We start from the raw sequence: 20,334 nt of genomic DNA on the forward strand, positions 1-20,334 counted from the left end.
TCGCTACCCCCTCACCCCAGCCCTCTCCCCCAAGGGGTAGAGGGGGAAGGGAGCAGATCTCCAGCCTTTTCAAAACCTGAGTTCGGCTGGATATTTCAGGTCGATGTATCACCTGAGAACAACTCCGTAGGCGCCCTCTCCCTCCGGGCGAGGGCTGGGCGGGCGGCGATCCGATGAGGGTGACAATCACTCGGCCGACAACAAAACCTCAGCCTTGCGCTTGAGAACCGCCAAATCGATCACCGGCACCGCCATCTCCTTGGCCAACTCATCCCACTGGCGCATCCGCAGACTGACCGCACACAACGGATCCCGCGCAAACTCATCAGCCTCAGCCTCCGTCATCACCCCTCCCTGATACTCCAACGTCCTACGGCTCGCCTCACTCAGCCGATCAAAATACCCCGGCTCACGCAACGTCAAATACCGCTTGGCCTGCACGTGATATTCCACCAGCCGCGCCATGCGCTCGCTGAACCCGGCCTCACGCAAATAGTCCGCACCCAGCCGTTCATGACTGACCACGCCAAAGCCGCCCATGTTCTCCGCGCCCTCGGCACACAGGTGGCCGATGTCATGGAAGAACGCCGCCAGCACCACTTCGTCATCGAAGCCTTCGGCCATCGCCAACTCAGCGGCCTGGGACATGTGCTCGATCTGCGACACCGGCTCGCCGATGTAATCGCTAGTGCCAAAGCGCTCATACAAGCCGAACACCCGGGCGACGACTTGCTCGTGACCTGTCATCAATCTTCCTCCAGCAACTGCGCGATATTGCGCTCAGCCAACGCCGGGCCGACGCTCATGCCGACGCCGGTGTGCATCAGCGCCACACTTAGCCCCGCTGCCGGGCGCAGGAACGAGAACGGCCCCGGCCCCCGGGAACCATAGACGCCCTGCCAGCGCTCGACCACTTGCACCTTGCAGCCCAGCGTCTGCTCGGCCAGTTCGAGCATCCAGTCATCCACCTGCTCGGCGTTGAACGGTGAAGGGTCGCTGCCGTAATGGTGCGAGTCGCCGATGATCAGTTCGCCGTAAGGCGTCGGGCTGATCAGCAGGTGGATGCCGTTGTCGTGCAGGTGCGGTTGCTCACGGAGGATTTGCGCCTGCACCGCCGCCGCTTCCGGCAGATCGGCGAAGGCGCCGTAATGCACGCAACTGAGGCCGGTGAGCAAGGCGTGTTGCAGATTCAGTTCGGTCTGCGGTTTGGCGCGGAGCATTTGCAGGCGGCAGATTTGCGGGTCGAGTGCGGCGATCGGCTCGGCCAGCAGGGTCTGATAGTCGTGGCCGGAGCAGACGATAATCTGCTTCGCCGTAAAGCTGCCGACGGTGCTGTGCAGACGCCCCGGTTCGACGTCGCGCACCAGCGTGGAGAAATGAAACGCCACACCAAGGTCGCGGCGCAGATAATCGATCAGTGCCGGAATCGCTTCGCGCGAATACAGCTGTTGATCGTCCATACCGTGCAACGCGGCGCGGTGGTGGCTGAACTGACCGTGATACAGATCGCGCAAGGCAGCGCCGCGCAGCAACTGGATGTTGTAACCGTGTTCCACGGCGCGACCGTTGCAGAAGGCTTCGAGCAGATGTTCTTCGGCTTCAGTGCGGGCGAACAGATAGGAACCGTTGCGCTTGATTTGCAAACCGGCGAGCTGCGCCCAGTCGCCCCATATTTCGCGGCTGGCCTTGGCCAGTTCGAGCATTGGGCCCGGCGGTTGGCCGGTGACCAAGGCCTGACCGAAGTTGCGCACCGAAGCGCCGAGGGGGGTGGCGGTGCGTTCGAAAACGGCGACCTTGAGGCCGCGTTTGGCGGCGGCGTAGGCGTGGGACAGGCCAAGGATGCCGGCGCCGACGATCAGCAAGTCTTGTTGTTGTGTCATGAAGCTACCTCAATGATCGTTCCCACGCTCTGCGTGGGAATGCAGCCAAGGACGCTCTGCGTCCATAGTGACGCGGAGCGTCACGGGATTCATTCCCACGCGGAGCGTGGGAACGATCGGCAACGGTTACTTGGCGGCGACTTTCTCGGACTTGCCGTCATAACGCTTGCGCCACTCGGTGAGGATCTCGTCGCGATTCTTCGAGGCCCAGGCAAAGTCGTTCTTGATCAGGCGTTGCTCATAATCCGCCGGCAATTCGGTCTGCGGCTTGGCGATCCCTGGCTGCGCGAGGACAGCGAAGTTCTCCTTGTACAGATCCATCGCCTCAGCACTCGCTGAGAAGTCAGCCAGTTTCTTGGCTGCCTCTTCATGCGGCGTACCTTTGATCACCGCCGTCGCTTCGATCTCCCAACCCAGACCTTCCTTCGGCAGAATGATGTCCAGCGGCGCGCCCTGACGCTTGAGCTGTACTGCCGGGTATTCAAAGGAAATACCAATCGGGAATTCGCCCGCCGCTGCCAGTTTGCAAGGCTTGGAACCGGAGTGAACGTACTGGCCGATGTTCTGGTGCAGACCGTCCATATAGGCCCAGCCCTGCTTCTCGCCGAAGGTTTGCAGCCAGGCGCTGACGTCGAGGAAACCGGTGCCGGACGACGCCGGGTTGGGCATGACGATCTTGCCCTTGTACTCAGGTTTGGTCAGGTCCTGCCAGCTCACGGGCTTGCTCAGGCCCTGCTTCTCGGCCTCGACGGTGTTGAAGCAAATGGTCGCGGCCCAGACGTCCATGCCGACCCACGCTGGCGGGTTCGCGGCGTCGCGGTAGTTCGCGCCGATCTTGCCGAGGTCCTTTGGCGCGTAGCTCTGCAACATGCCTTGCTGATCGAGGATCGCCAGACTGGAAGCCGCGAGGCCCCACACCGCATCAGCCTGCGGACGGGCCTTCTCGGCGAGCAGCTTGGCGGTGATGATCCCGGTGGAATCACGCACCCACTTGATCTCGACGTCCGGGTTGGCCTTTTCGAAGGCTTCTTTGTAGGACTTCAATTGCTCGGCCTCGAGGGCGGTGTACACCGTCAACTCGGTTTTTGCCGCGAAGGCATTCAGGCTGAAAGTAGCGAGCACAGCAGCGGCCAGGGCCATAGGCTTGAACATGATCGTTTTCCTGTAATGAGTTGAACGGGGTTGGAATCAGTGACCGGGCGCGGTTTGCCGCCAGGCTTGAGAACGGCGCAGCAAGCCGCGCGAAGCCCACGCCAGCAGCAAGGACACGCCCGCCGAGGTGAACAGAATCAGGGTCGACATCGCCGCCGCACCGCCGACGTTGCCGGCGTCATCCATATTCAGCACCGCGACCGCCGCAAGGATGGTGTCGGGGCTGTAGAGGAAGATCGCAGCAGAAACCGTGGTCATCGCCGAGACGAACAGGTAGCGCACGATGTCGAGCAGCGCCGGCAGGCAGATCGGCACAGTGACACGCAGGTAGTGGCGGTACAGCGGCGCTTTGAGCGACAGCGCGGCGGCTTCGAACTCGGCGTCGAGTTGGCGCAGCGCGGTGGTCGCGGTCATTTGTGCGGTGGTCAGGTAGTGCGCAATCGTGCAGACGATCAGCAGCGTCATCGTCCCGTAGAGCACATGCAGCGGGTTACCCGTGAGGTTGAAGAAGAAGACGTAACCCAGACCGAGCACCAGCCCCGGCACCGCCATCGGCACAAAACTGAGCATGCGCAGGGCCAGATTGAGGCCGCGTTGGCTGCGGGTTTTCTCCATGAGGTAAGCGCCGGTGAAAATCAGCACGCTGCCGATCAACGCCGTGCCCAACGCCATCTTCAGACTGTTGCTGTAGGCCAGCCAGCCCCCGCCGGCGGTTTCGTTGAACTGATAGTGGTTGAGCGACAGCGACAGGTTGTATGGCCAGAACTTCACCAGCGAGGAAAACACCGCCATGCCGAACACCAGAATCAACGCGGCGCTGATCAGCACAACAATCGCCAGATAGCAGCCATCGCGCAGTTTCGACGGTGCCGGTTTGAACACCTGCGCACGCCCGCTCATGGAATCGCCGTGTCGCCGACGCAACCACGCATCGACGCCGAAGCTGAACAGCGCCGGCAGCAACAGCACCATGCCGATCAACGCGCCGCGACCGAATTGCTGTTGGCCGACCACGGCTTTGTAGGCTTCCAGCGCCAGCACTTGATAGTCGCCACCGACCACCACCGGCACGCCGAAATCGGTGATGGTCAGGGTGAACACCAGACAGAATGCGGCGAACACCGCTTGGCGAGTGGCCGGCCAGGTGATGCTGCGGAAAGCCTTGGCGGGACTGGCGCCCATGCTCGACGCAGCATCAAACAGACGCGCATCGGCCAGCGACAGCGCCGAGAGCAAAATCATCAATGCATGCGGGAAGGTGTAAATCACCTCACCCAGCACAATCCCCCAGAACCCGTAGATGTTGTCCGAGAGCAGGCCGCGCAACATGCCCTGGTTGCCGAACAGATAGACCAACGCAATCCCCGGTAACATCGACGGTGCCATCAGCGGCAGCAACGAAATGCCGCGCCAGATGCCCTTCACCGGAATCATTGTGCGTTGCAGCGCGTAGGCAAACAGGTAGGCCAGCGGTACGACGATGGCCGCGACGCTGAGGGAAACTTTCAGGCTGTTGCCGAGCAGCCAGTGGAAATTCTCGCTGCTCACCAGCTCCTTCGCCGCGAGCCAGCCACCGCCCTGCCCGGCTTCACTGCTGAAGCCGCGCCAGAAGATCGCCAGCAACGGCAGCAACACCGCGACGCCAAGCAACAGCAGCAAGAGAAGCTTGCCGCCGACGACAAAAACGCGGTCGCCAATCTCGGCTTTCGAGGACTGTCGCACCTGCTTGTGCGGTAGCGGCAGCGCGAGGTTGCTGTTCATCAGGCAAACACCTGCAGGCTGCGCGGCGGCAAGGCGACCATGATTTGCTGGGCGCCGAGGCGCGGCATGGCTTCCGGCGCGAGTTCGGCGAGCAGTGCGTGGCCCGGCAACTGATCGAGTTCGAAGCTCATGCGGCAGCGGTTGCCGAGGAAGGTGATCTCGCGGACTTTGGCCGGGAACAGGTTTTCTTCGTGCACCGGCGGATTGACGTTGATCGCTTCCGGGCGGCAGAACAACCGGCCCGAGGCGCGCTGGATGCTGCCGTCGCTGAGGCGCAGGTTCATTCCGCCAACCTGCGCGTGAGTGTCGCTGCTGCGCTGGAACGGCAGCCAGTTGCCCTGACCAACGAACTCGGCCACGAACGGTGTGGCCGGGCGGTTGTAGATTTCCTGCGGGGTGGCGTACTGCTCGACGCGGCCGTTGTTCATCACGGCGATGCGGTCGGCCATCAGCATGGCTTCGTCCTGATTGTGCGTGACCATCAGCGTGGTGATGCCGAGGTTGCGTTGCAGCTGGCGCAGTTCGGTGCACAGATGCTCGCGGACGCGGGCGTCGAGGGCGGACATCGGTTCATCGAGCAACAACAGCGATGGTGCTGGTGCCAAGGCCCGAGCAAGAGCAACGCGCTGTTGCTGGCCGCCGGACAATTGGCCGGGGAATTTTTTCTCGCTGCCAGTGAGGCCGACCAGTTCGAGCATCTGCCCGACGCGACGGCGTACTTCATCACGACCGCTGCCAGCGAGGCCGTAGGCAATGTTCGCTTCGACGGTCAGATTGGGGAACAGCGCGTAGGACTGGAACAGAATCCCGTAGTCGCGGGCTTGTGGGGCAAGGTGCGAAACGTCGCGGTCGCCGAGGTACAGCTCGCCACTGTCCTGCTTCTCCAGACCGGCGATGCAGCGCAGCAACGTGGTCTTGCCGCAGCCCGACGGGCCGAGCAGGCACACCAGCTCACCGGCGGCGACGTCGAGGGAGACGTTATCCAGCGCAGTGAACGCGCCGAAGCGTTTCTGTACGCCGCGCACTTTCATCGGCGCACCGGGGTTGGTCAGGGCAGTTGCGATGGCAGGATTCATGGACAGACCTCATCAAGCAGATGGGGCCAATCCTAGAGTTGTAATGCGTCCGTCATGTGGCAGTGAGGCAAAAACTGGTGATAGTGGTATTCGGGGATTTTGGTTCACCAGAGATCGTTCCCACGCTCTGCGTGGGAATGCCTCATCGGACGCTCCGCGTTCGGCTGTTGGGACGCAGAGCGTCCCGGGCTGCATTCCCACGCGGAGCGTGGGAACGATCATTACGCGGGGGACATTTCCTGCGCCAACCCGAGGAACGCCGCCGGCAACCGCGCGCCTTTGCGCTCTTTCAGGCAATACAGATACTCCGGAATCTGCGGCGCATTTTCGATCGTCAACACGCGCAACTGCGGATCATGCGGCACTTCCTGACGGGCAATGATGCTGATGCCGATATTGCGCAGTACCGCCTCACGGATCGACTCACGGCTGCCAATCTCCAGCAACGGACCGAAACTCACCCCGGCGCTGGCCAGCAACTCTTCAGTCAGCCGCCGCGTCGTTGACCCGGTTTCGCGCATCAACAAGGTATGCCCGGCCAGTGCGCTCAATGTCACATGATCATGGGCCGCCAGCGGATGGTTGCGATGCACCGCCAACACCAGTGGATCAGTGCCGAGCACCCGGCGAATCAATCGCGCATCGTCGAGCAACTGTGACGAAGCGGCGACGTCCACTCGGTAATCCTCCAGCGCTTCGAGCACTTGCTGCGAGTTACCGATTTCCACCGACACTTCCACCTGCGGCAAGCGCTCGCGGAAGGTCTTCACCAGATCGAGGATGTAATACGGCGCCGTCGCGGCAATGCGCAAAGTACCCTGCACCTGACCGCTGTTGCGCAGGAAGAACTCGATGTCGGCCTCCTGCTGCAACAGCGTCTTGACCATCGGCAGCAACCGCGCACCTTCGTCGCTGACGCTCAGACGCCGGCCGCCACGGTAGAACAGCTCCACCGAATACTGGCTTTCCAGATTGCGGATCTGCGTGGTCACGGTCGGTTGGCTGAGGCCGAGTTTTTTCGCCGCCAGCGTGATGCTGCCCAGGCGGGCGACCATGTAAAACGCTTTCAGCTCGGCACTCAGCACAACCTTTCCTCATCTATTTGCGCAGCAGGCGCAAACCGTTGAACACCACCAACAGGCTCACGCCCATGTCGGCGAACACCGCCATCCACATGGTGGCGAGCCCGGCGAAGGTTACCCCAAGAAAGATAGCCTTGATCACCAGTGCCAACGCAATGTTCTGTTTCAGGATGCTTGCGGTATTGCGCGACAGGCTGATGAATGCCGGAATCTTGCGCAGATCGTCGTCCATCAGGGCGACATCGGCGGTTTCAATCGCGGTGTCGGTACCGGCCGCGGCCATGGCAAAACCAATCTCGGCGCGGGCCAGTGCCGGCGCGTCGTTGATGCCGTCGCCGACCATGCCGACTCGGCGGCCCTGTGCATAAAGCTCTTCGATGGCTTGCAGCTTGTCGGTCGGCAGCAAGTCGCCACGCGCTTCGTCGATCCCGACCTGTGCGGCAATCGCTTGGGCGGTGTGGACGTTGTCGCCGGTGAGCATCAGGGTTTTCACCCCGAGTTCATGCAATTGGCGGATCGCTTCGCGGCTGGTTTCCTTGACGGTGTCGGCCACAGCGAACAGTGCCAACGGGCCGGAGCTGTCGAGCAGCAACACCACGGATTTGCCCTGTTTCTCCAGCGCGAAGAGTTTTTCTTCCAGCGCCGGCGAGCACAGGCCGAGTTCTTCGACCAGACGATGGTTGCCCAAGTGGTAGGTCTGGCCGTTGATGTCGCCTTTGACGCCCCGCCCGCCCAGCGCTTCGAAGTTATCCACAATCAGCGCGGCGAAGTTTTTATCCACAGCAGCGTTGGCGATGGCCAGCGACACCGGGTGATCGGAGCGACCGGCCAAGGCAGCGGCAATTGCCGGTGCGGTGGTATCGGCGGTTGGATCGAGCGACAGGTAATCGGTCTGCACCGGTTTGCCGTGGGTGATCGTCCCGGTTTTATCCAGCGCCAGATAATCCAGTTTGAAGCCGCCCTCCAGGTACACGCCGCCCTTGACCAGAATGCCTTTGCGCGCAGCTGCCGCAAGGCCGCTGACAATGGTCACCGGGGTCGAAATCACCAATGCACATGGGCACGCGACCACCAGCAACACCAGCGCACGGTAGATCCAGTCAAACCACACAGCGCCCATGAACAGCGGCGGAATGATCGCCACGGCCAAGGCAAATACGAACACCACGGGCGTGTAGATTTTCGAGAACTGATCGACGAAGCGCTGGGTCGGCGCACGCGCGCCTTGGGCCTGCTCGACGGCGTGGATGATCCGCGCAAGAGTCGAGTTGTTCGCCGCTGCGGTCACCGCGTATTCCAGTGAACCGGCCTGGTTGATGGTGCCGGCGAAAACTTTGTCGCCGACAGTTTTCTCCACCGGCAGGCTCTCACCGGTGATCGGCGCCTGATCGATGGTCGAACTGCCGCTGACCACTTCACCGTCCAGCGCGATGCGCTCGCCGGGTTTCACTCGCACGCGGGCGCCGAGCTCGACACTTTTCACGTTCTGCTCAATCCACGAACCGTCAGCCTGCAACACCGTGGCTTGCTCCGGCGTCATCTGCATCAGACCACTGATCGCGTTGCGCGCACGGTCCAGCGAGCGCGCTTCGATCAACTCGGCGACGGTGAACAGGAACATCACCATCGCCGCTTCCGGCCACTGGCCGATGAGGATGGCACCGGTGACGGCGATGCTCATTAGCGCGTTGATGTTGAGGTTGCGGTTCTTCAGGGCGATCCAGCCCTTTTTATAGGTGCTCAAGCCACCGCTGAGGATCGACACCAGCGCGATGATCGCCACCACCCAGGTGGGCGCGGCGTTGGTGAAGTGGATGACTTCGGCAGCGAGGGCGCCGACACCGGACAGCGCCAAGGGCCACCAGTGCTTTTTCAATGGCGCCGGGGCCGGTGCTTCGACGCCCGCCTCCAGGGGCTCGGCGTGCATGCCGAGGGATTTGATCGCTTCGGTGATCGGCTCAGTGCCCGGCAGGTTATGGGTCACGCCGAGTACGCGGTTGATCAGGTTGAATTCCAGTTGCTGCACGCCGGCGAGTTTGCCGAGCTTGTTCTGGATCAGCGTCTGCTCGGTCGGGCAGTCCATCGCCTCGATGCGGAAACTGCTCAGCCGCGCGTCAGCGCTGGTCTTTTCGCTCAGTTGCACCAGCGCAGGCGCGGCGGCTTTCGACGAGCAGCAGGAATCTTCGTGCGCATGAACCGATGCCGGCGCAGCGACTTTCGATCCGCAGCAAGCATCGCCACCCTGTGAATGTTTATGCACAGGCTGCAATTTATGACTGTGATCGTGTCCGTCGCCGGGCTTGTGGGTGTGCTGGGAATCGCTCATTGGTCGCGTCCATGAAGGTGCCTGTTGCCAAGTAAAGACCCTGTAGCCACTATAGGGTCAAGCACCCTTTTGGAGATTGTCGTCATGAAGATTGGAGAACTGGCCAAACTCACCGACTGCGCCGTGGAAACCATCCGCTACTACGAGCGCGAAAACCTCCTGCCGGAACCAGCGCGCAGCGACGGCAACTACCGCGTCTACACCCAGGCCCACGCCGAACGCCTGACCTTCATCCGCAACTGCCGCACCCTCGACATGACCCTCGAAGAAATCCGCAGCCTGCTGGCCATGCGTGATAGCCCGCAGGATCAGTGTGAAAGCGTGAATACGCTGATCGACGAGCACATCCAACATGTGAAGGCGCGGATTGATGGCTTGTTGGCGTTGCAGACACAACTGCTCGACCTGCGCCAACGTTGTGGCGAAGGGCCGATGGCCGATCAATGCGGAATTTTGCAGCGCCTGGAAGTCAGTGGCGGGGTTGTCGCGACGGAGGTTGAGCATTCCCACGTAGGCCGCAGCCACGGCCACTGACGTTGGCGCTCGTTCCCATGCTCCGCGTGGGAATGCCGCCATGGACGCTCCGCGTCCAAAGTGACGCGGAGCGTCACGGGATTCATTCCCACGCAGAGCGTGGGAACGATCCTGCTGACTAGACCGCCATTGGCGCGGTCATTGGCGCGTGGTGTTCGTAGCCTTCCAGCGAGAAATCGCTCGGCTCGACCAGCTCCAGCCACTCTGGCTGATAAACACCGGTCTTGGCAAACTCCGGCACACGATCCGAGATCTTCAGCTTCGGCATGGCGAACGGCTCGCGCTTGAGCTGTTCGTTGAGCATGTCCAGGTGGTTCTCGTAGACGTGCGCATCACCGATGAAATAGGTGAACCAGCGCGGCGTGTAGCCAGTCAGGCGACCGATCAGGCTCAGCAGCGCGGCGCCTTCGGTGAGGTTGAACGGCGTGCCCAGACCCAGATCGTTGGAGCGGATGTAGAGGGTCAGAGAAATCTCTTTGGTCTCGACATTCGGGTGGAACTGGTACAGCAGGTGGCACGGCGGCAGGGCCATTTCATCGAGCTGGGCGACGTTCCAGCCGTGGAACAGAATGCGGCGGCTGCCCGGATCGTTGATGATCGTGTCGACGCACTGACGCACCTGGTCGATGGCTTTGTACAGCACCACGTAGGCCTGGCCGTCTTCTTCGCCTTGAGCGATCTGCTTGTAGCCGTTGGCCAGGGTTTGTTCGATGGCGGCGGTGTTGCTCAGCGGGATCTGCTTGTACGCCGGCCATTTGCGCCATTGCACGCCGTAGATTTCGCCGAGGTCGTCGTCGCCCTGACGGAACGGGTTGGCCAGCCACTGCGCGTTTTCGTTGGCGTTCTGGTCCCAGACCTTGCAGCCCAGCGCCCGGAATTCAGCGGCGTTGTTCACGCCACGGAGAAACCCGCACATCTCGCCGATGGCCGATTTGAAGGCCATTTTGCGCGTGGTGATCGCCGGAAAACCTTCCTGAAGATCGAAACGCAGCATCGCACCCGGGAAGCTGATGGTGTTGATACCGGTGCGGTTGGCTTGTTTGGTGCCGTTCTGAATGACGTGCGAGACCAGTTCGAGATATTGCTTCATGAGTTACCTGTGTCCTTTGAGCCCCGGCGTCGCGCGCCGGGGTTCGTAGTTTAAGCCGTCGGCGCGAGCGGTGCTGCCGGTGCGCGACGATAGGCCAGCCAGATCAGGAACAGCCCGCCGACGATCATCGGCACGCAGAGTACTTGGCCCATGGTCAGCCAGTTCCAGGCCAAGTAGCCGAGCTGCGCATCCGGCACGCGGACGAACTCGACGATGAACCGGAAGATGCCGTAGAACAGCGCGAACATGCCCGAGACGGCCATGGTCGGACGCGGCTTGCGCGAGAAAATCCACAGGATCAGGAACAGCGCCACGCCCTCGAGCGCGAACTGATACAGCTGCGACGGGTGACGCGGCAGTTGCGCCGGATCGCTGAATGGCGGGAAGACCATGGCCCACGGCACGTCGGTCGCCTTACCCCACAACTCGGCGTTGATGAAGTTGCCGATACGCCCGGCGCCCAGGCCGATCGGCACCATTGGTGCGACGAAGTCCATCAACTGGAAGAACGACTTGCCGTTACGCTTGCCGAACCACAGGGCCGCGAGCATCACGCCGATGAAACCGCCGTGGAACGACATGCCGCCCTTCCACACTTCGAAAATCAGCGTCGGGTTGGCCAGGTAGGCACTCAGATCGTAGAACAGCACGTAACCCAGACGTCCGCCGACGATCACGCCCATCGACATCCAGAAGACCATGTCGGAGAGTTTCTCCTTGGTCCAGGTCGGGTCGAAACGGTTGAGCCGGCGCGACGCCAGCAGCCACGCACCGCCGATGCCGACGAGGTACATGAGACCGTACCAGTGGATTTTCAGCGGACCGATGGCCAGGGCCACCGGGTCGATCTGCGGGTAAGGCAGCATTGCGACTCCTCGTTAGAGTTGAAACCAAAATTCCCGGGCGACGCTGCCACCACAGGATTAAGCCAGGATTGCGAAGTGGTTAAAGCAAGAAGCTCAGACCCACGCTGAACAGCAAAGCGGCGAACAGCCGTTTCAGCAAGCGCGGCGACAACCGATGTGCCAAACGCGCGCCGATGCGGGCGAAAACCATGCTGGTCAGGGCGATGCCCAGCAGCGCCGGTAAATAAACAAAACCGAGACTATGCGGTGGCAACAACGGATCGTGCCACCCCAGAATCATGAAACTTAATGCACTGACCAGGGCGATCGGCAGACCGCAGGCCGATGAGGTTGCCACGGCTTGCTGCATCGGCACGCTGCGCCAGGTCAGGAACGGCACGGTCAGCGAACCGCCGCCCACGCCAAAAATCGCCGAGGCCCAACCGATCACACTGCCGGCCACGGTCAGACCGAGTTTACCCGGCACCGTTCGGCTGGCCTTGGGTTTGATGTCCAGCGCCAGTTGCACCGAGATGATCAAGGCGAAAACGCCGATGATCTTTTGCAGGTGCGGGCCAGAAATCGCTTCAGCGGTCAGCGCGCCAAAACCGGCCCCCAACAGAATGCCGACGGCCATCCACATGAAGATCGGCCAGCGCACTGCGCCTCGACGGTGATGCTCACGCACGGCGTTGACCGAGGTGAAGATGATCGTCGCCAGCGAAGTGCCGACCGCCAGATGCGTGAGGATCGACTGATCGAAGCCCTGCAAGGTGAAACTGAACACCAGCACCGGCACGATGATGATCCCGCCGCCAACCCCGAACAGCCCGGCCAGCACGCCCGCACAGGCGCCCAGCGCCAGATAGAGCAGAAATTCCATGACCGTCTCCCCAGACCGCATCCGCAAAACCGGAGCGGCATGGTAACGGATGCACACCCTTTGGCTCCACTGGCGATGGATGCACGGACGCCGGATGCGTAGAGTGAGCAAAAAACACACAAGGACCACCTTATGTGCCTGATTGTTTTCGCCTGGCGCCCGGGCCATGCCCAGCCGCTGATCGTCGCGGCCAACCGTGACGAGTTCTACGCCCGGCCAAGCCTGCCACTGGCGCCATGGCCAGAGGCGCCGCATGTTCATGCCGGACGTGATCTTGAGGCCGGCGGGAGTTGGCTGGGGATTGGCGCCAACGGGCGCTTTGCCGCGCTGACCAATATCCGCGATCCGCAGCAGGCGCCTGCGCGTAAGTCGCGGGGTGAGTTGGTGGCGCGGTTTCTGACCGGCGATGCGTCGATTGATGATTATTTGAGCGAAGTGGTCGGGCGTGCGGCGGAATATGCCGGGTTTAATCTGCTGCTCGGTAATAGTCATGAGCTGTGGCACTTCAATGCGCGGATGTCGGAGCCAGTAATGCTGGGATTGGGGGTTTACGGATTATCCAATGCCGGGCTGGATACGCCGTGGCCGAAGTTGCTCAAGGCCAAGGCAGCGTTAGGTGCAGTGCTGGATGATCCGACGCCTGCGCGGTTGTTGGGGTTGTTGAGTGATGCGCAGGTTGCGCCGTCGGCTGAGCTGCCGGATACAGGGGTGGGGTTGGCGACTGAGACTTTGTTGTCGAGTGTGTTTATTGCCAGTCAGAGTTATGGGACGCGGGCGAGTACGGCGTTGATCGTTCAGGCGGACGGGACTCGGCGGATGGTGGAGCGGAGTTTTGGGCCGTATGGCGGGCATCTTGGGGAAGTTGAGGTTTGTGTCTAAGAGCTGACCCTCACCCCAGCCCTCTCCCGGAGGGAGAGGGGGCCGATCGAGGTGTCTTGCGCCATACACCGACCTGAAAGACCGAGTCGATTATGGATTCGGCACAGCACTATCAGGTCGGGGCGCTTCGATTATGGATTCAGCACAGCCCTTTCAGGTCGGCGTAAGTCCGCAGCATCCCCGGATCAGTCCCCTCTCCCTCTGGGAGAGGGTTAGGCGGGCGGCGTTCCGATGAGGGGCTTTTGATTCAGAGGGCCTTGACCACCGCCGGCGGATGCATCTTCGACAACCCAAGGTTCTTCAGCGCCAATTGCAGCGAGCTGTGGATAACTTGCGGGTTGTCGATAGTCATCAGCTCCGCCAGCAATTCCTGAGCCTTGCTCAGATTGACCTGACGCAGCATCCACTTCACTTTCGGCAAGTTGGTGGCGTTCATCGACAGGCTGTCGAAGCCCATCGCCATCAACAGCACTGCCGCCGCCGGATCACCGGCCATTTCGCCGCAGATACTCACCGGTTTGCCTTCGGCATGGGCATCGCGCACCACGGTCTGCAGGGCTTGCAGCACCGCCGGATGCAGGTAGTCGTAGAGATCGGCCACACGCGGGTTGTTACGGTCGACCGCCAGCAAATACTGGGTCAAGTCGTTGGAACCGACGGACAGGAAGTCGACCATCCGCGCCAGCTCCTTGGTCTGGTACACCGCTGCCGGGATCTCGATCATCACGCCGATCGGCGGCATCGGCACGTCGGTGCCTTCGTCGCGCACTTCGCCCCAGGCCCGGTGGATCAGGTGCAGGGCTTCTTCGAGTTCGTGGGTGCCGGAGATCATCGGCAGCAGAATCCGCAGGTTGTTCAGGCCTTCGCTGGCCTTGAGCATCGCGCGGGTCTGCACCAGGAAGATTTCCGGGTGGTCGAGGGTGACGCGAATGCCGCGCCAGCCGAGGAACGGGTTGTCTTCCTTGATCGGGAAGTACGACAGCGACTTGTCACCGCCGATGTCGAGGCTGCGCATGGTCACCGGTTGCGGGTGGAACGCGGCGAGCTGCTCGCGGTAGATCGCCAGTTGTTCCTTCTCGCTCGGGAAGCGCTGGTTGATCATGAACGGCACTTCGGTGCGGTACAGGCCGACACCTTCGGCGCCACGCTTCTGCGCCCGCGCCACATCGGCCAGCAGGCCGGTGTTGACCCACAGCGGCATGCGGTGGCCATCGAGGGTCACGCACGGCAGGTCACGCAGGGTGTCGAGGCCCAGCGCCAGTTGTTTCTCTTCTTCGACGACTTCGGCGAACTGCTTGCGCAGCACTTCGCTCGGGTTGGTGTAAACCTCACCGCGTGTGCCGTCGACGATCATTTCGATGCCGTCGACCTTGGCGTACGGCAGGTCGACCAGACCCATCACCGTCGGAATGCCCATCGCTCGGGCGAGGATCGCGACGTGCGAGTTACCCGAGCCGAGTACCGAGACCAGACCGACCAGCGTGCCTTCCGGCACCTCGCCGAGCATCGCCGGCGTCAGTTCTTCGCTGACCAGAATGGTTTTTTCCGGGTAGACCAGGTTCTGCTGGCGCTCTTCCTGCAAGTAGGCGAGCAGACGGCGACCAAGGTCTTTGACGTCCGAGGCACGCTCACGCAGGTAGGCGTCGTCCATCAATTCGAAACGGTTGACGTGTTCCGTGACCACCTGACGCAGCGCGCCCTGGGCCCACTGGCCAGTCTTGATCACGGTGGTGATTTCGCTGCCCAGCGAGGCATCGTCGAGCATCATCAGGTAGACGTCGAACAGTGCGCGTTCTTCCGGACGCAGTTGGGTCGCGAGTTTGGCGGACAACGCGCGCATGTCGGCGCGCACGCCTTCGATGGCGGTCTTGAACAGCGCCAGTTCAGCGTCGATGTCGGTGATGGTCTTGTCGGGCACCACGTCGAGATCGGCCGGCGGCAGCATGACCACCGCGGTACCGACCGCCGCACCCGGCGAGCCCGGCACGCCGACGAACTTGGCTTCTTGAATACCCTTGCCCTGACGGCCCAGACCACGGATCGAACCGGTGGCCTCGGCATGGGCGATAACGCCTGCAAGCTGGGCGCTCATGGTCACGAGGAAGGCTTCTTCACCCTCGTCGAACTGGCGGCGTTCTTTTTGCTGGATGACCAACACGCCGACGACGCGGCGGTGGTGAATGATCGGTGCACCGAGGAACGAGGCGTAACGCTCTTCACCGGTTTCGGCGAAGTAGCGGTAGCGCGGGTGATCCGCAGCGTTTTCGAGGTTCAGGGGTTCTTCACGCGTGCCGACCAGACCGACCAGACCTTCGTTGGGTGCCATGCTGACCTTGCCGATCGAGCGCTTGTTCAAGCCCTCGGTGGCCATCAGGACGAAGCGGTTGGTCTCGGGATCAAGCAGGTAGACCGAGCAGACCTGGCTGCCCATGGCCTCTTTGACGCGCAACACAATAATCCCCAACGCCGCCTTGAGATCCTTGGCGGAGTTAACTTCCTGGACGATCTTGCGCAGCGTATTGAGCATGGCTCGGGGTCGAACTCCGTCGTCAGTCGCGCGCTAAAAGGCGCGGGGCAAGCTCTTTGAGGGCGCGGCGATACACCTCGCGCTTGAATGTCACCACCTGGCCCAACGGATACCAATAGCTGACCCAGCGCCAGCCATCGAACTCCGGTTTACCGGTCAAATCCATCCGCACCCGCTGCTCGTTGGAGATCAGGCGCAGGAGAAACCATTTCTGTTTCTGGCCGATGCACAGCGGTTGGCTGTGCGTACGCACCAGACGTTGCGGCAAACGATAGCGCAACCAGCCCCGGGTACAGGCCAGTATTTCAACATCTTCACGTTCCAGGCCAACTTCTTCGTTCAGCTCGCGGTACAAGGCGTCTTCCGGCGTCTCTTCAGGGTTGATTCCCCCTTGCGGAAACTGCCAGGCATCTTGATTGATACGGCGAGCCCATAGCACCTGGCCGGCGTCATTCGTCAGAATGATCCCGACATTGGGGCGGAAACCATCGGGGTCGATCACGGCAACAACCTCGCAAACGCATGTCGCCGCATTGTTCCACAAAGGTTGATAAGGCGGCAACGAGGCTTCCTACCTTATGTGCACTCTTGTGAAAAGACCGTATTCTTGTCGCCTTTTTACTGACTTTTCAGCGGGTAACTGCAATGCGCCTGGCTCTATTCGATTTGGACAACACCCTTCTGGGCGGCGACAGCGATCACGCCTGGGGCGACTATCTATGTGAACGCGGCTTCCTCGACCCGATTGCGTACAAGGCGCGCAACGACGAGTTTTATCAGGATTACCTGGCCGGCAAACTGGATAACGCCGCGTACCTGAACTTCTGCCTGGAGATCCTCGGCCGCACCGAAATGGCCGTGCTTGAGCAATGGCACAGCGATTACATGCGCGACTGCATTGAGCCGATCGTATTGCCGAAGGCGCTGGAACTGCTGAAAAAACACCGGGACGCCGGCGACAAACTGGTGATCATCACCGCGACCAACCGCTTCGTCACCGCGCCGATTGCTGTGCGTCTGGGCGTTGAAACCCTGATTGCCACCGAATGCGAGATGGTTGATGGCCGCTACAGCGGGCGCAGCACCGACATTCCGTGCTTTCGCGAAGGCAAGGTCACGCGCCTGAACCGTTGGCTGGAGGAAACCGGGTATTCGCTGGATGACAGCTATTTTTATAGCGATTCGATGAATGACTTGCCGCTGCTGGAGCAGGTGGCGAATCCGGTCGCGGTGGATCCGGATCCGAATCTGCGTGCTGAAGCCGAGAAGCGTGGCTGGCCGGTTATTACTCTGCGCGACTGAAATCGCTATCGCGAGCAGGCTCACTCCTACAGGGGAACGCATTCCAATGTAGGAGTGAGCCTGCTCGCGAATGGGGTCGACACGGTCTCAAGCCTTAAACAGGCTTGGCCCCCATCAACCCGGCAATGGCAAGAAACCCGACACCGCTGACAATCGCCAGGGCCAGATTGAATTTCCAGTTACCAACACCGCTAGTCCACAGCCGATTAAGCCGCACCAACAACCACACTGCACTCAACGTGGCCACGGCATAAATCACGCTGGACCCCAGAATCCACAACTGCCCCAATGGCCAGCCGATCAGGTGCACCAGCCACCAGCCGGTGAAAGGCATGCTCAGCATACCGATCAGCATCAAACACCAGATAAACAGCCAGGGACGCTGCATCGTGCTGGCCGGCCCTTCGCTGCGATTACGCCAGGTCAGGGCGGCAAGCCCCAGCCCGCTCGCGAGTATGACCACGGTCGCCGCGACGTGAAGGACTTTCAGGGTGGTCAGGGTTTCCATGTAATTCTCTTCCTTGGGCCATGCCCATCAGCGTAGCCGCTCAGCCAAGAAACAGCTGATAGGCCGGGTTTTCGCTTTCATCCCAGTACGGGTAACCGATTTCCTCAAGCGCCGCCGGCACCAGATGACGTTCGTCGTGCGGTACTTGCAGACCGGCGACCACGCGACCATCGGCAGCGCCGTGGTTGCGGTAGTGGAACATCGAGATGTTCCAGCGCCCACCGAGCTTGTTGAGGAAATTGAACAGCGCGCCCGGACGCTCCGGGAACTCGAAGCGGAACACCACTTCATCAATCACGTGCGCCGCGTGGCCGCCGACCATGTGGCGGATATGCAGCTTGGCCAGTTCGTTATCGGTCAGGTCGAGTACCGGGAAACCCTGCTCGGTCAGGCTCGCCAGCAATGCACTGCGCGGATCGTTTTCCGGATGGGTCTGCACGCCAACGAAAATGTGCGCTTCGCTGCCGGTGTTGTAGCGGTAGTTGAATTCGGTGATCTGGCGCTTGCCGATCGCTTCGCAGAACGCCTTGAAGCTGCCGGCCTTCTCGGGGATGGTCACAGCGATTATCGCTTCGCGGCCTTCACCCAGCTCGGCGCGTTCGGCGACGTGGCGCAGGCGGTCGAAGTTGACGTTGGCGCCGGAATCGATGGCCACGAATGTCTGGCCGCTGACGCCGCGCAACTCGACGTATTTCTTGATCCCGGCCACGCCCAAGGCGCCGGCAGGTTCGGTGATCGAGCGGGTATCGTCGTAGATATCCTTGATCGCCGCGCAGATCTCGTCGGTACTGACGGTGATCACTTCATCGACGTAGTCTTTGCAGATGTCGAAGGTGTGCTGGCCAATCTGCGCCACCGCCACGCCGTCGGCGAAGATGCCCACGGTCGGCAACACCACGCGCTCACCGGCGGCCATTGCCGCTTGCAGGCAGTTGGAGTCGTCCGGCTCGACGCCGATGACTTTGATGTCCGGACGCAGGTATTTCACGTAGGCAGCGATGCCGGCGATCAGGCCGCCGCCGCCGACCGGAACGAAAATCGCGTCCAGTGGCTGCGGGTGCTGGCGCAGAATTTCCATCGCCACAGTGCCCTGCCCGGCAATGGTGTGCGGATCATCGTACGGGTGAATGTAGACGTAGCCTTTTTCATCGACCAGTTTCAGCGAATAAGCCAGCGCTTCCGGGAACGAGTCACCGTGCAGCACTACTTTGCCGCCACGCGAGCGCACGCCTTCGACTTTGATCTCGGGGGTGGTCTTGGGCATGACGATGGTGGCTTTGACGCCCAGCACTTTCGCCGCCAGGGCCAGACCTTGCGCATGGTTGCCCGCCGACGCAGTGACCACGCCACGGGCACGCTCTTCGTCAGTCAGCTGGGTGAGTTTGTTGTAGGCGCCGCGAATCTTGAACGAGAACACCGGCTGCAAGTCTTCACGCTTGAGCCAGATGTCATTGCCCAGCCGCTCGGAGAGCTGGCGAGCGTTCTGCAAAGGGGTTTCTACGGCAACGTCATAAACGCGCGAGGTGAGGATCTTTTTGACGTACTGTTCGAGCATCGGAAAGCATCACTGAGCGGGTTGGGCAGGGCCAAGGAGTCTAACCCGGCTTTTGCCCGGACGACCACACGAATCCAGAGGTTTTAGCCTCGCTTGCGGCTATAATGCCGGCCTTTCCGTTCTCACCTTGCCCGCTTCCGGAGCCCGCATGACCCAGGATCAACTCAAACAGGCAGTGGCTCAGGCCGCCGTCGACTTCATCCTTCCGAAACTCGACGACAAGAGCATCGTCGGGGTCGGCACCGGCTCCACCGCCAACTGCTTCATCGACGCCCTGGCCCAGCACAAGGGCGCCTTCGATGGCGCGGTGGCCAGTTCCGAAGCCACTGCCGCGCGCCTCAAGGGTCACGGGATTCCGGTGTATGAGCTGAACACCGTCAGCGACCTGGAGTTCTACGTCGACGGCGCCGATGAAAGCGACGCGCACCTGAACCTGATCAAGGGCGGCGGCGCAGCGCTGACCCGCGAGAAGATCGTTGCAGCCGTGGCCAAGACCTTCATCTGCATCGCCGACGCCAGCAAACTGGTGCCGGTGCTGGGCGAGTTTCCGCTGCCGGTCGAAGTGATCCCGATGGCCCGCAGCCACGTCGCACGCCAACTGGTGAAACTGGGCGGCGACCCGGTGTACCGCGAAGGCGTTTTGACCGATAACGGCAACATCATTCTGGATGTGTTCAACCTGCAGATCACCAACCCGGTGGAGCTGGAAGCGCAGATCAATGCGATTGTCGGTGTGGTCACCAACGGCTTGTTCGCGGCGCGTCCGGCGGACCTGTTGCTGCTGGGTACTAGCGAAGGCGTGAAAACCCTGAAGGCTGAGTAATCCCAGACTGCCCGCAATTAATGGGCAGACGAATAAACCTGTGGGAGCGAGCCTGCTCGCGAAAGCGCCAGTTCAGCCAACATTTTCATTGGCTGACACGACGCCTTCGCG

General features: G+C 61.5%; 18 protein-coding genes. 4 read left to right on the top strand and 14 right to left on the bottom strand.

Going from position 1 to position 20,334, the window contains the following annotated elements:
- Positions 1–186: 186 nt before the first annotated feature.
- The 7 genes from AC1DVF_RS01290 to AC1DVF_RS01320 form a co-directional block, all read right to left on the bottom strand.
- Positions 187–747, bottom strand: coding sequence for a phosphonate degradation HD-domain oxygenase (locus AC1DVF_RS01290; RefSeq protein ID WP_477781900.1), 561 nt, complete (start codon positions 745–747; stop codon positions 187–189).
- Positions 747–1,880: a TIGR03364 family FAD-dependent oxidoreductase gene (locus tag AC1DVF_RS01295; RefSeq protein WP_477781901.1), complete on the bottom strand. Its 1,134-nt coding sequence runs from the start codon at positions 1,878–1,880 to the stop codon at positions 747–749. Before AC1DVF_RS01295 ends, AC1DVF_RS01290 begins: the two co-directional genes overlap by 1 nt.
- A 126-nt stretch (positions 1,881–2,006) precedes the next feature.
- Positions 2,007–3,032: a putative 2-aminoethylphosphonate ABC transporter substrate-binding protein gene (locus tag AC1DVF_RS01300; RefSeq protein ID WP_034153698.1), complete on the bottom strand. Its 1,026-nt coding sequence runs from the start codon at positions 3,030–3,032 to the stop codon at positions 2,007–2,009.
- A gap of 36 nt (positions 3,033–3,068) precedes the next feature.
- Positions 3,069–4,793, bottom strand: coding sequence for a putative 2-aminoethylphosphonate ABC transporter permease subunit (locus AC1DVF_RS01305; RefSeq protein ID WP_477781902.1), 1,725 nt, complete (start codon positions 4,791–4,793; stop codon positions 3,069–3,071).
- Positions 4,793–5,869, bottom strand: coding sequence for a putative 2-aminoethylphosphonate ABC transporter ATP-binding protein (locus AC1DVF_RS01310; RefSeq protein ID WP_093429802.1), 1,077 nt, complete (start codon positions 5,867–5,869; stop codon positions 4,793–4,795). The genes AC1DVF_RS01305 and AC1DVF_RS01310 overlap by 1 nt, the downstream gene beginning before the upstream one ends.
- A gap of 221 nt (positions 5,870–6,090) precedes the next feature.
- Positions 6,091–6,954 (bottom strand): LysR family transcriptional regulator, encoded by an 864-nt coding sequence (locus tag AC1DVF_RS01315; protein WP_093429801.1) that lies wholly within the window; start codon positions 6,952–6,954, stop codon positions 6,091–6,093.
- 13 nt (positions 6,955–6,967) lie between these two features.
- Positions 6,968–9,277 (bottom strand): heavy metal translocating P-type ATPase, encoded by a 2,310-nt coding sequence (locus AC1DVF_RS01320; protein ID WP_477781903.1) that lies wholly within the window; start codon positions 9,275–9,277, stop codon positions 6,968–6,970.
- An 84-nt stretch (positions 9,278–9,361) separates the two neighbouring features.
- Between AC1DVF_RS01320 and cadR the strand changes: the two genes are divergently transcribed.
- The gene (cadR, locus tag AC1DVF_RS01325; RefSeq protein ID WP_016983204.1) at positions 9,362–9,811 is read left to right on the top strand and encodes a Cd(II)/Pb(II)-responsive transcriptional regulator; all 450 of its coding nucleotides are present in this window, start codon (positions 9,362–9,364) and stop codon (positions 9,809–9,811) included.
- A 118-nt stretch (positions 9,812–9,929) separates the two neighbouring features.
- Here the strand turns inward: cadR and AC1DVF_RS01330 are convergent, their stop codons facing one another.
- The 3 genes from AC1DVF_RS01330 to AC1DVF_RS01340 all read right to left on the bottom strand — a co-directional run bounded on the left by AC1DVF_RS01330 (position 9,930) and on the right by AC1DVF_RS01340 (position 12,629).
- Positions 9,930–10,901 (bottom strand): thymidylate synthase, encoded by a 972-nt coding sequence (locus AC1DVF_RS01330; protein WP_007913001.1) that lies wholly within the window; start codon positions 10,899–10,901, stop codon positions 9,930–9,932.
- A gap of 50 nt (positions 10,902–10,951) precedes the next feature.
- Positions 10,952–11,767 (bottom strand): prolipoprotein diacylglyceryl transferase, encoded by an 816-nt coding sequence (gene lgt, locus AC1DVF_RS01335; RefSeq protein WP_016983202.1) that lies wholly within the window; start codon positions 11,765–11,767, stop codon positions 10,952–10,954.
- Positions 11,768–11,846: 79 nt separating this feature from the next.
- The gene (locus AC1DVF_RS01340) at positions 11,847–12,629 is read right to left on the bottom strand and encodes a sulfite exporter TauE/SafE family protein (protein ID WP_016983201.1); all 783 of its coding nucleotides are present in this window, start codon (positions 12,627–12,629) and stop codon (positions 11,847–11,849) included.
- A gap of 132 nt (positions 12,630–12,761) precedes the next feature.
- On the opposite strand from AC1DVF_RS01340, the gene AC1DVF_RS01345 reads away from it, so the two are divergent.
- Positions 12,762–13,508: an NRDE family protein gene (locus AC1DVF_RS01345; RefSeq protein ID WP_186620069.1), complete on the top strand. Its 747-nt coding sequence runs from the start codon at positions 12,762–12,764 to the stop codon at positions 13,506–13,508.
- Positions 13,509–13,755: 247 nt separating this feature from the next.
- On the opposite strand, the gene ptsP is transcribed toward AC1DVF_RS01345, so the two are convergent.
- Together ptsP and AC1DVF_RS01355 are read right to left on the bottom strand one after the other, a co-directional pair.
- Complete coding sequence (gene ptsP, locus AC1DVF_RS01350; RefSeq protein WP_093429796.1) at positions 13,756–16,035, bottom strand: phosphoenolpyruvate--protein phosphotransferase; 2,280 nt, start codon at positions 16,033–16,035, stop codon at positions 13,756–13,758.
- Between the two features lie 22 nt (positions 16,036–16,057).
- Complete coding sequence (locus AC1DVF_RS01355; RefSeq protein WP_003229203.1) at positions 16,058–16,537, bottom strand: RNA pyrophosphohydrolase; 480 nt, start codon at positions 16,535–16,537, stop codon at positions 16,058–16,060.
- Positions 16,538–16,680: 143 nt separating this feature from the next.
- On the opposite strand from AC1DVF_RS01355, the gene AC1DVF_RS01360 reads away from it, so the two are divergent.
- A complete protein-coding gene (locus AC1DVF_RS01360; RefSeq protein ID WP_093429795.1) occupies positions 16,681–17,337 on the top strand; it encodes a histidinol-phosphatase in 657 nt (218 codons plus the stop codon).
- Between the two features lie 94 nt (positions 17,338–17,431).
- Here AC1DVF_RS01360 and AC1DVF_RS01365 read toward each other — a convergent pair whose 3' ends face one another.
- On the bottom strand, positions 17,432–17,845 hold the full coding sequence (locus AC1DVF_RS01365) for a DUF2269 family protein (protein WP_477781904.1): 414 nt from the start codon (positions 17,843–17,845) through the stop codon (positions 17,432–17,434).
- Positions 17,846–17,885: 40 nt separating this feature from the next.
- Positions 17,886–19,400 (bottom strand): threonine ammonia-lyase, biosynthetic, encoded by a 1,515-nt coding sequence (gene ilvA, locus AC1DVF_RS01370; protein WP_041072159.1) that lies wholly within the window; start codon positions 19,398–19,400, stop codon positions 17,886–17,888.
- Between the two features lie 148 nt (positions 19,401–19,548).
- On the opposite strand from ilvA, the gene rpiA reads away from it, so the two are divergent.
- Positions 19,549–20,223, top strand: coding sequence for a ribose-5-phosphate isomerase RpiA (rpiA, locus tag AC1DVF_RS01375; protein WP_007913886.1), 675 nt, complete (start codon positions 19,549–19,551; stop codon positions 20,221–20,223).
- Positions 20,224–20,334 lie beyond the last annotated feature (111 nt).

It is taken from the genome of Pseudomonas sp. P4_D7 (assembly GCF_056401755.1).

What these genes read in the sequence shown, in the direction of transcription:
- AC1DVF_RS01290 (WP_477781900.1), bottom strand. Translation starts at nt 747, where the DNA reads ATGACAGGTCACGAGCAAGTCGTCGCCCGGGTGTTCGGCTTGTATGAG.
- AC1DVF_RS01295 (WP_477781901.1), bottom strand. Translation starts at nt 1,880, where the DNA reads ATGACACAACAACAAGACTTGCTGATCGTCGGCGCCGGCATCCTTGGC.
- AC1DVF_RS01300 (WP_034153698.1), bottom strand. Translation starts at nt 3,032, where the DNA reads ATGTTCAAGCCTATGGCCCTGGCCGCTGCTGTGCTCGCTACTTTCAGC.
- AC1DVF_RS01305 (WP_477781902.1), bottom strand. Translation starts at nt 4,793, where the DNA reads ATGAACAGCAACCTCGCGCTGCCGCTACCGCACAAGCAGGTGCGACAG.
- AC1DVF_RS01310 (WP_093429802.1), bottom strand. Translation starts at nt 5,869, where the DNA reads ATGAATCCTGCCATCGCAACTGCCCTGACCAACCCCGGTGCGCCGATG.
- AC1DVF_RS01320 (WP_477781903.1), bottom strand. Translation starts at nt 9,277, where the DNA reads ATGAGCGATTCCCAGCACACCCACAAGCCCGGCGACGGACACGATCAC.
- cadR (WP_016983204.1), top strand. Translation starts at nt 9,362, where the DNA reads ATGAAGATTGGAGAACTGGCCAAACTCACCGACTGCGCCGTGGAAACC.
- AC1DVF_RS01330 (WP_007913001.1), bottom strand. Translation starts at nt 10,901, where the DNA reads ATGAAGCAATATCTCGAACTGGTCTCGCACGTCATTCAGAACGGCACC.
- lgt (WP_016983202.1), bottom strand. Translation starts at nt 11,767, where the DNA reads ATGCTGCCTTACCCGCAGATCGACCCGGTGGCCCTGGCCATCGGTCCG.
- AC1DVF_RS01340 (WP_016983201.1), bottom strand. Translation starts at nt 12,629, where the DNA reads ATGGAATTTCTGCTCTATCTGGCGCTGGGCGCCTGTGCGGGCGTGCTG.
- AC1DVF_RS01345 (WP_186620069.1), top strand. Translation starts at nt 12,762, where the DNA reads ATGTGCCTGATTGTTTTCGCCTGGCGCCCGGGCCATGCCCAGCCGCTG.
- ptsP (WP_093429796.1), bottom strand. Translation starts at nt 16,035, where the DNA reads ATGCTCAATACGCTGCGCAAGATCGTCCAGGAAGTTAACTCCGCCAAG.
- AC1DVF_RS01360 (WP_093429795.1), top strand. Translation starts at nt 16,681, where the DNA reads ATGCGCCTGGCTCTATTCGATTTGGACAACACCCTTCTGGGCGGCGAC.
- AC1DVF_RS01365 (WP_477781904.1), bottom strand. Translation starts at nt 17,845, where the DNA reads ATGGAAACCCTGACCACCCTGAAAGTCCTTCACGTCGCGGCGACCGTG.
- ilvA (WP_041072159.1), bottom strand. Translation starts at nt 19,400, where the DNA reads ATGCTCGAACAGTACGTCAAAAAGATCCTCACCTCGCGCGTTTATGAC.
- rpiA (WP_007913886.1), top strand. Translation starts at nt 19,549, where the DNA reads ATGACCCAGGATCAACTCAAACAGGCAGTGGCTCAGGCCGCCGTCGAC.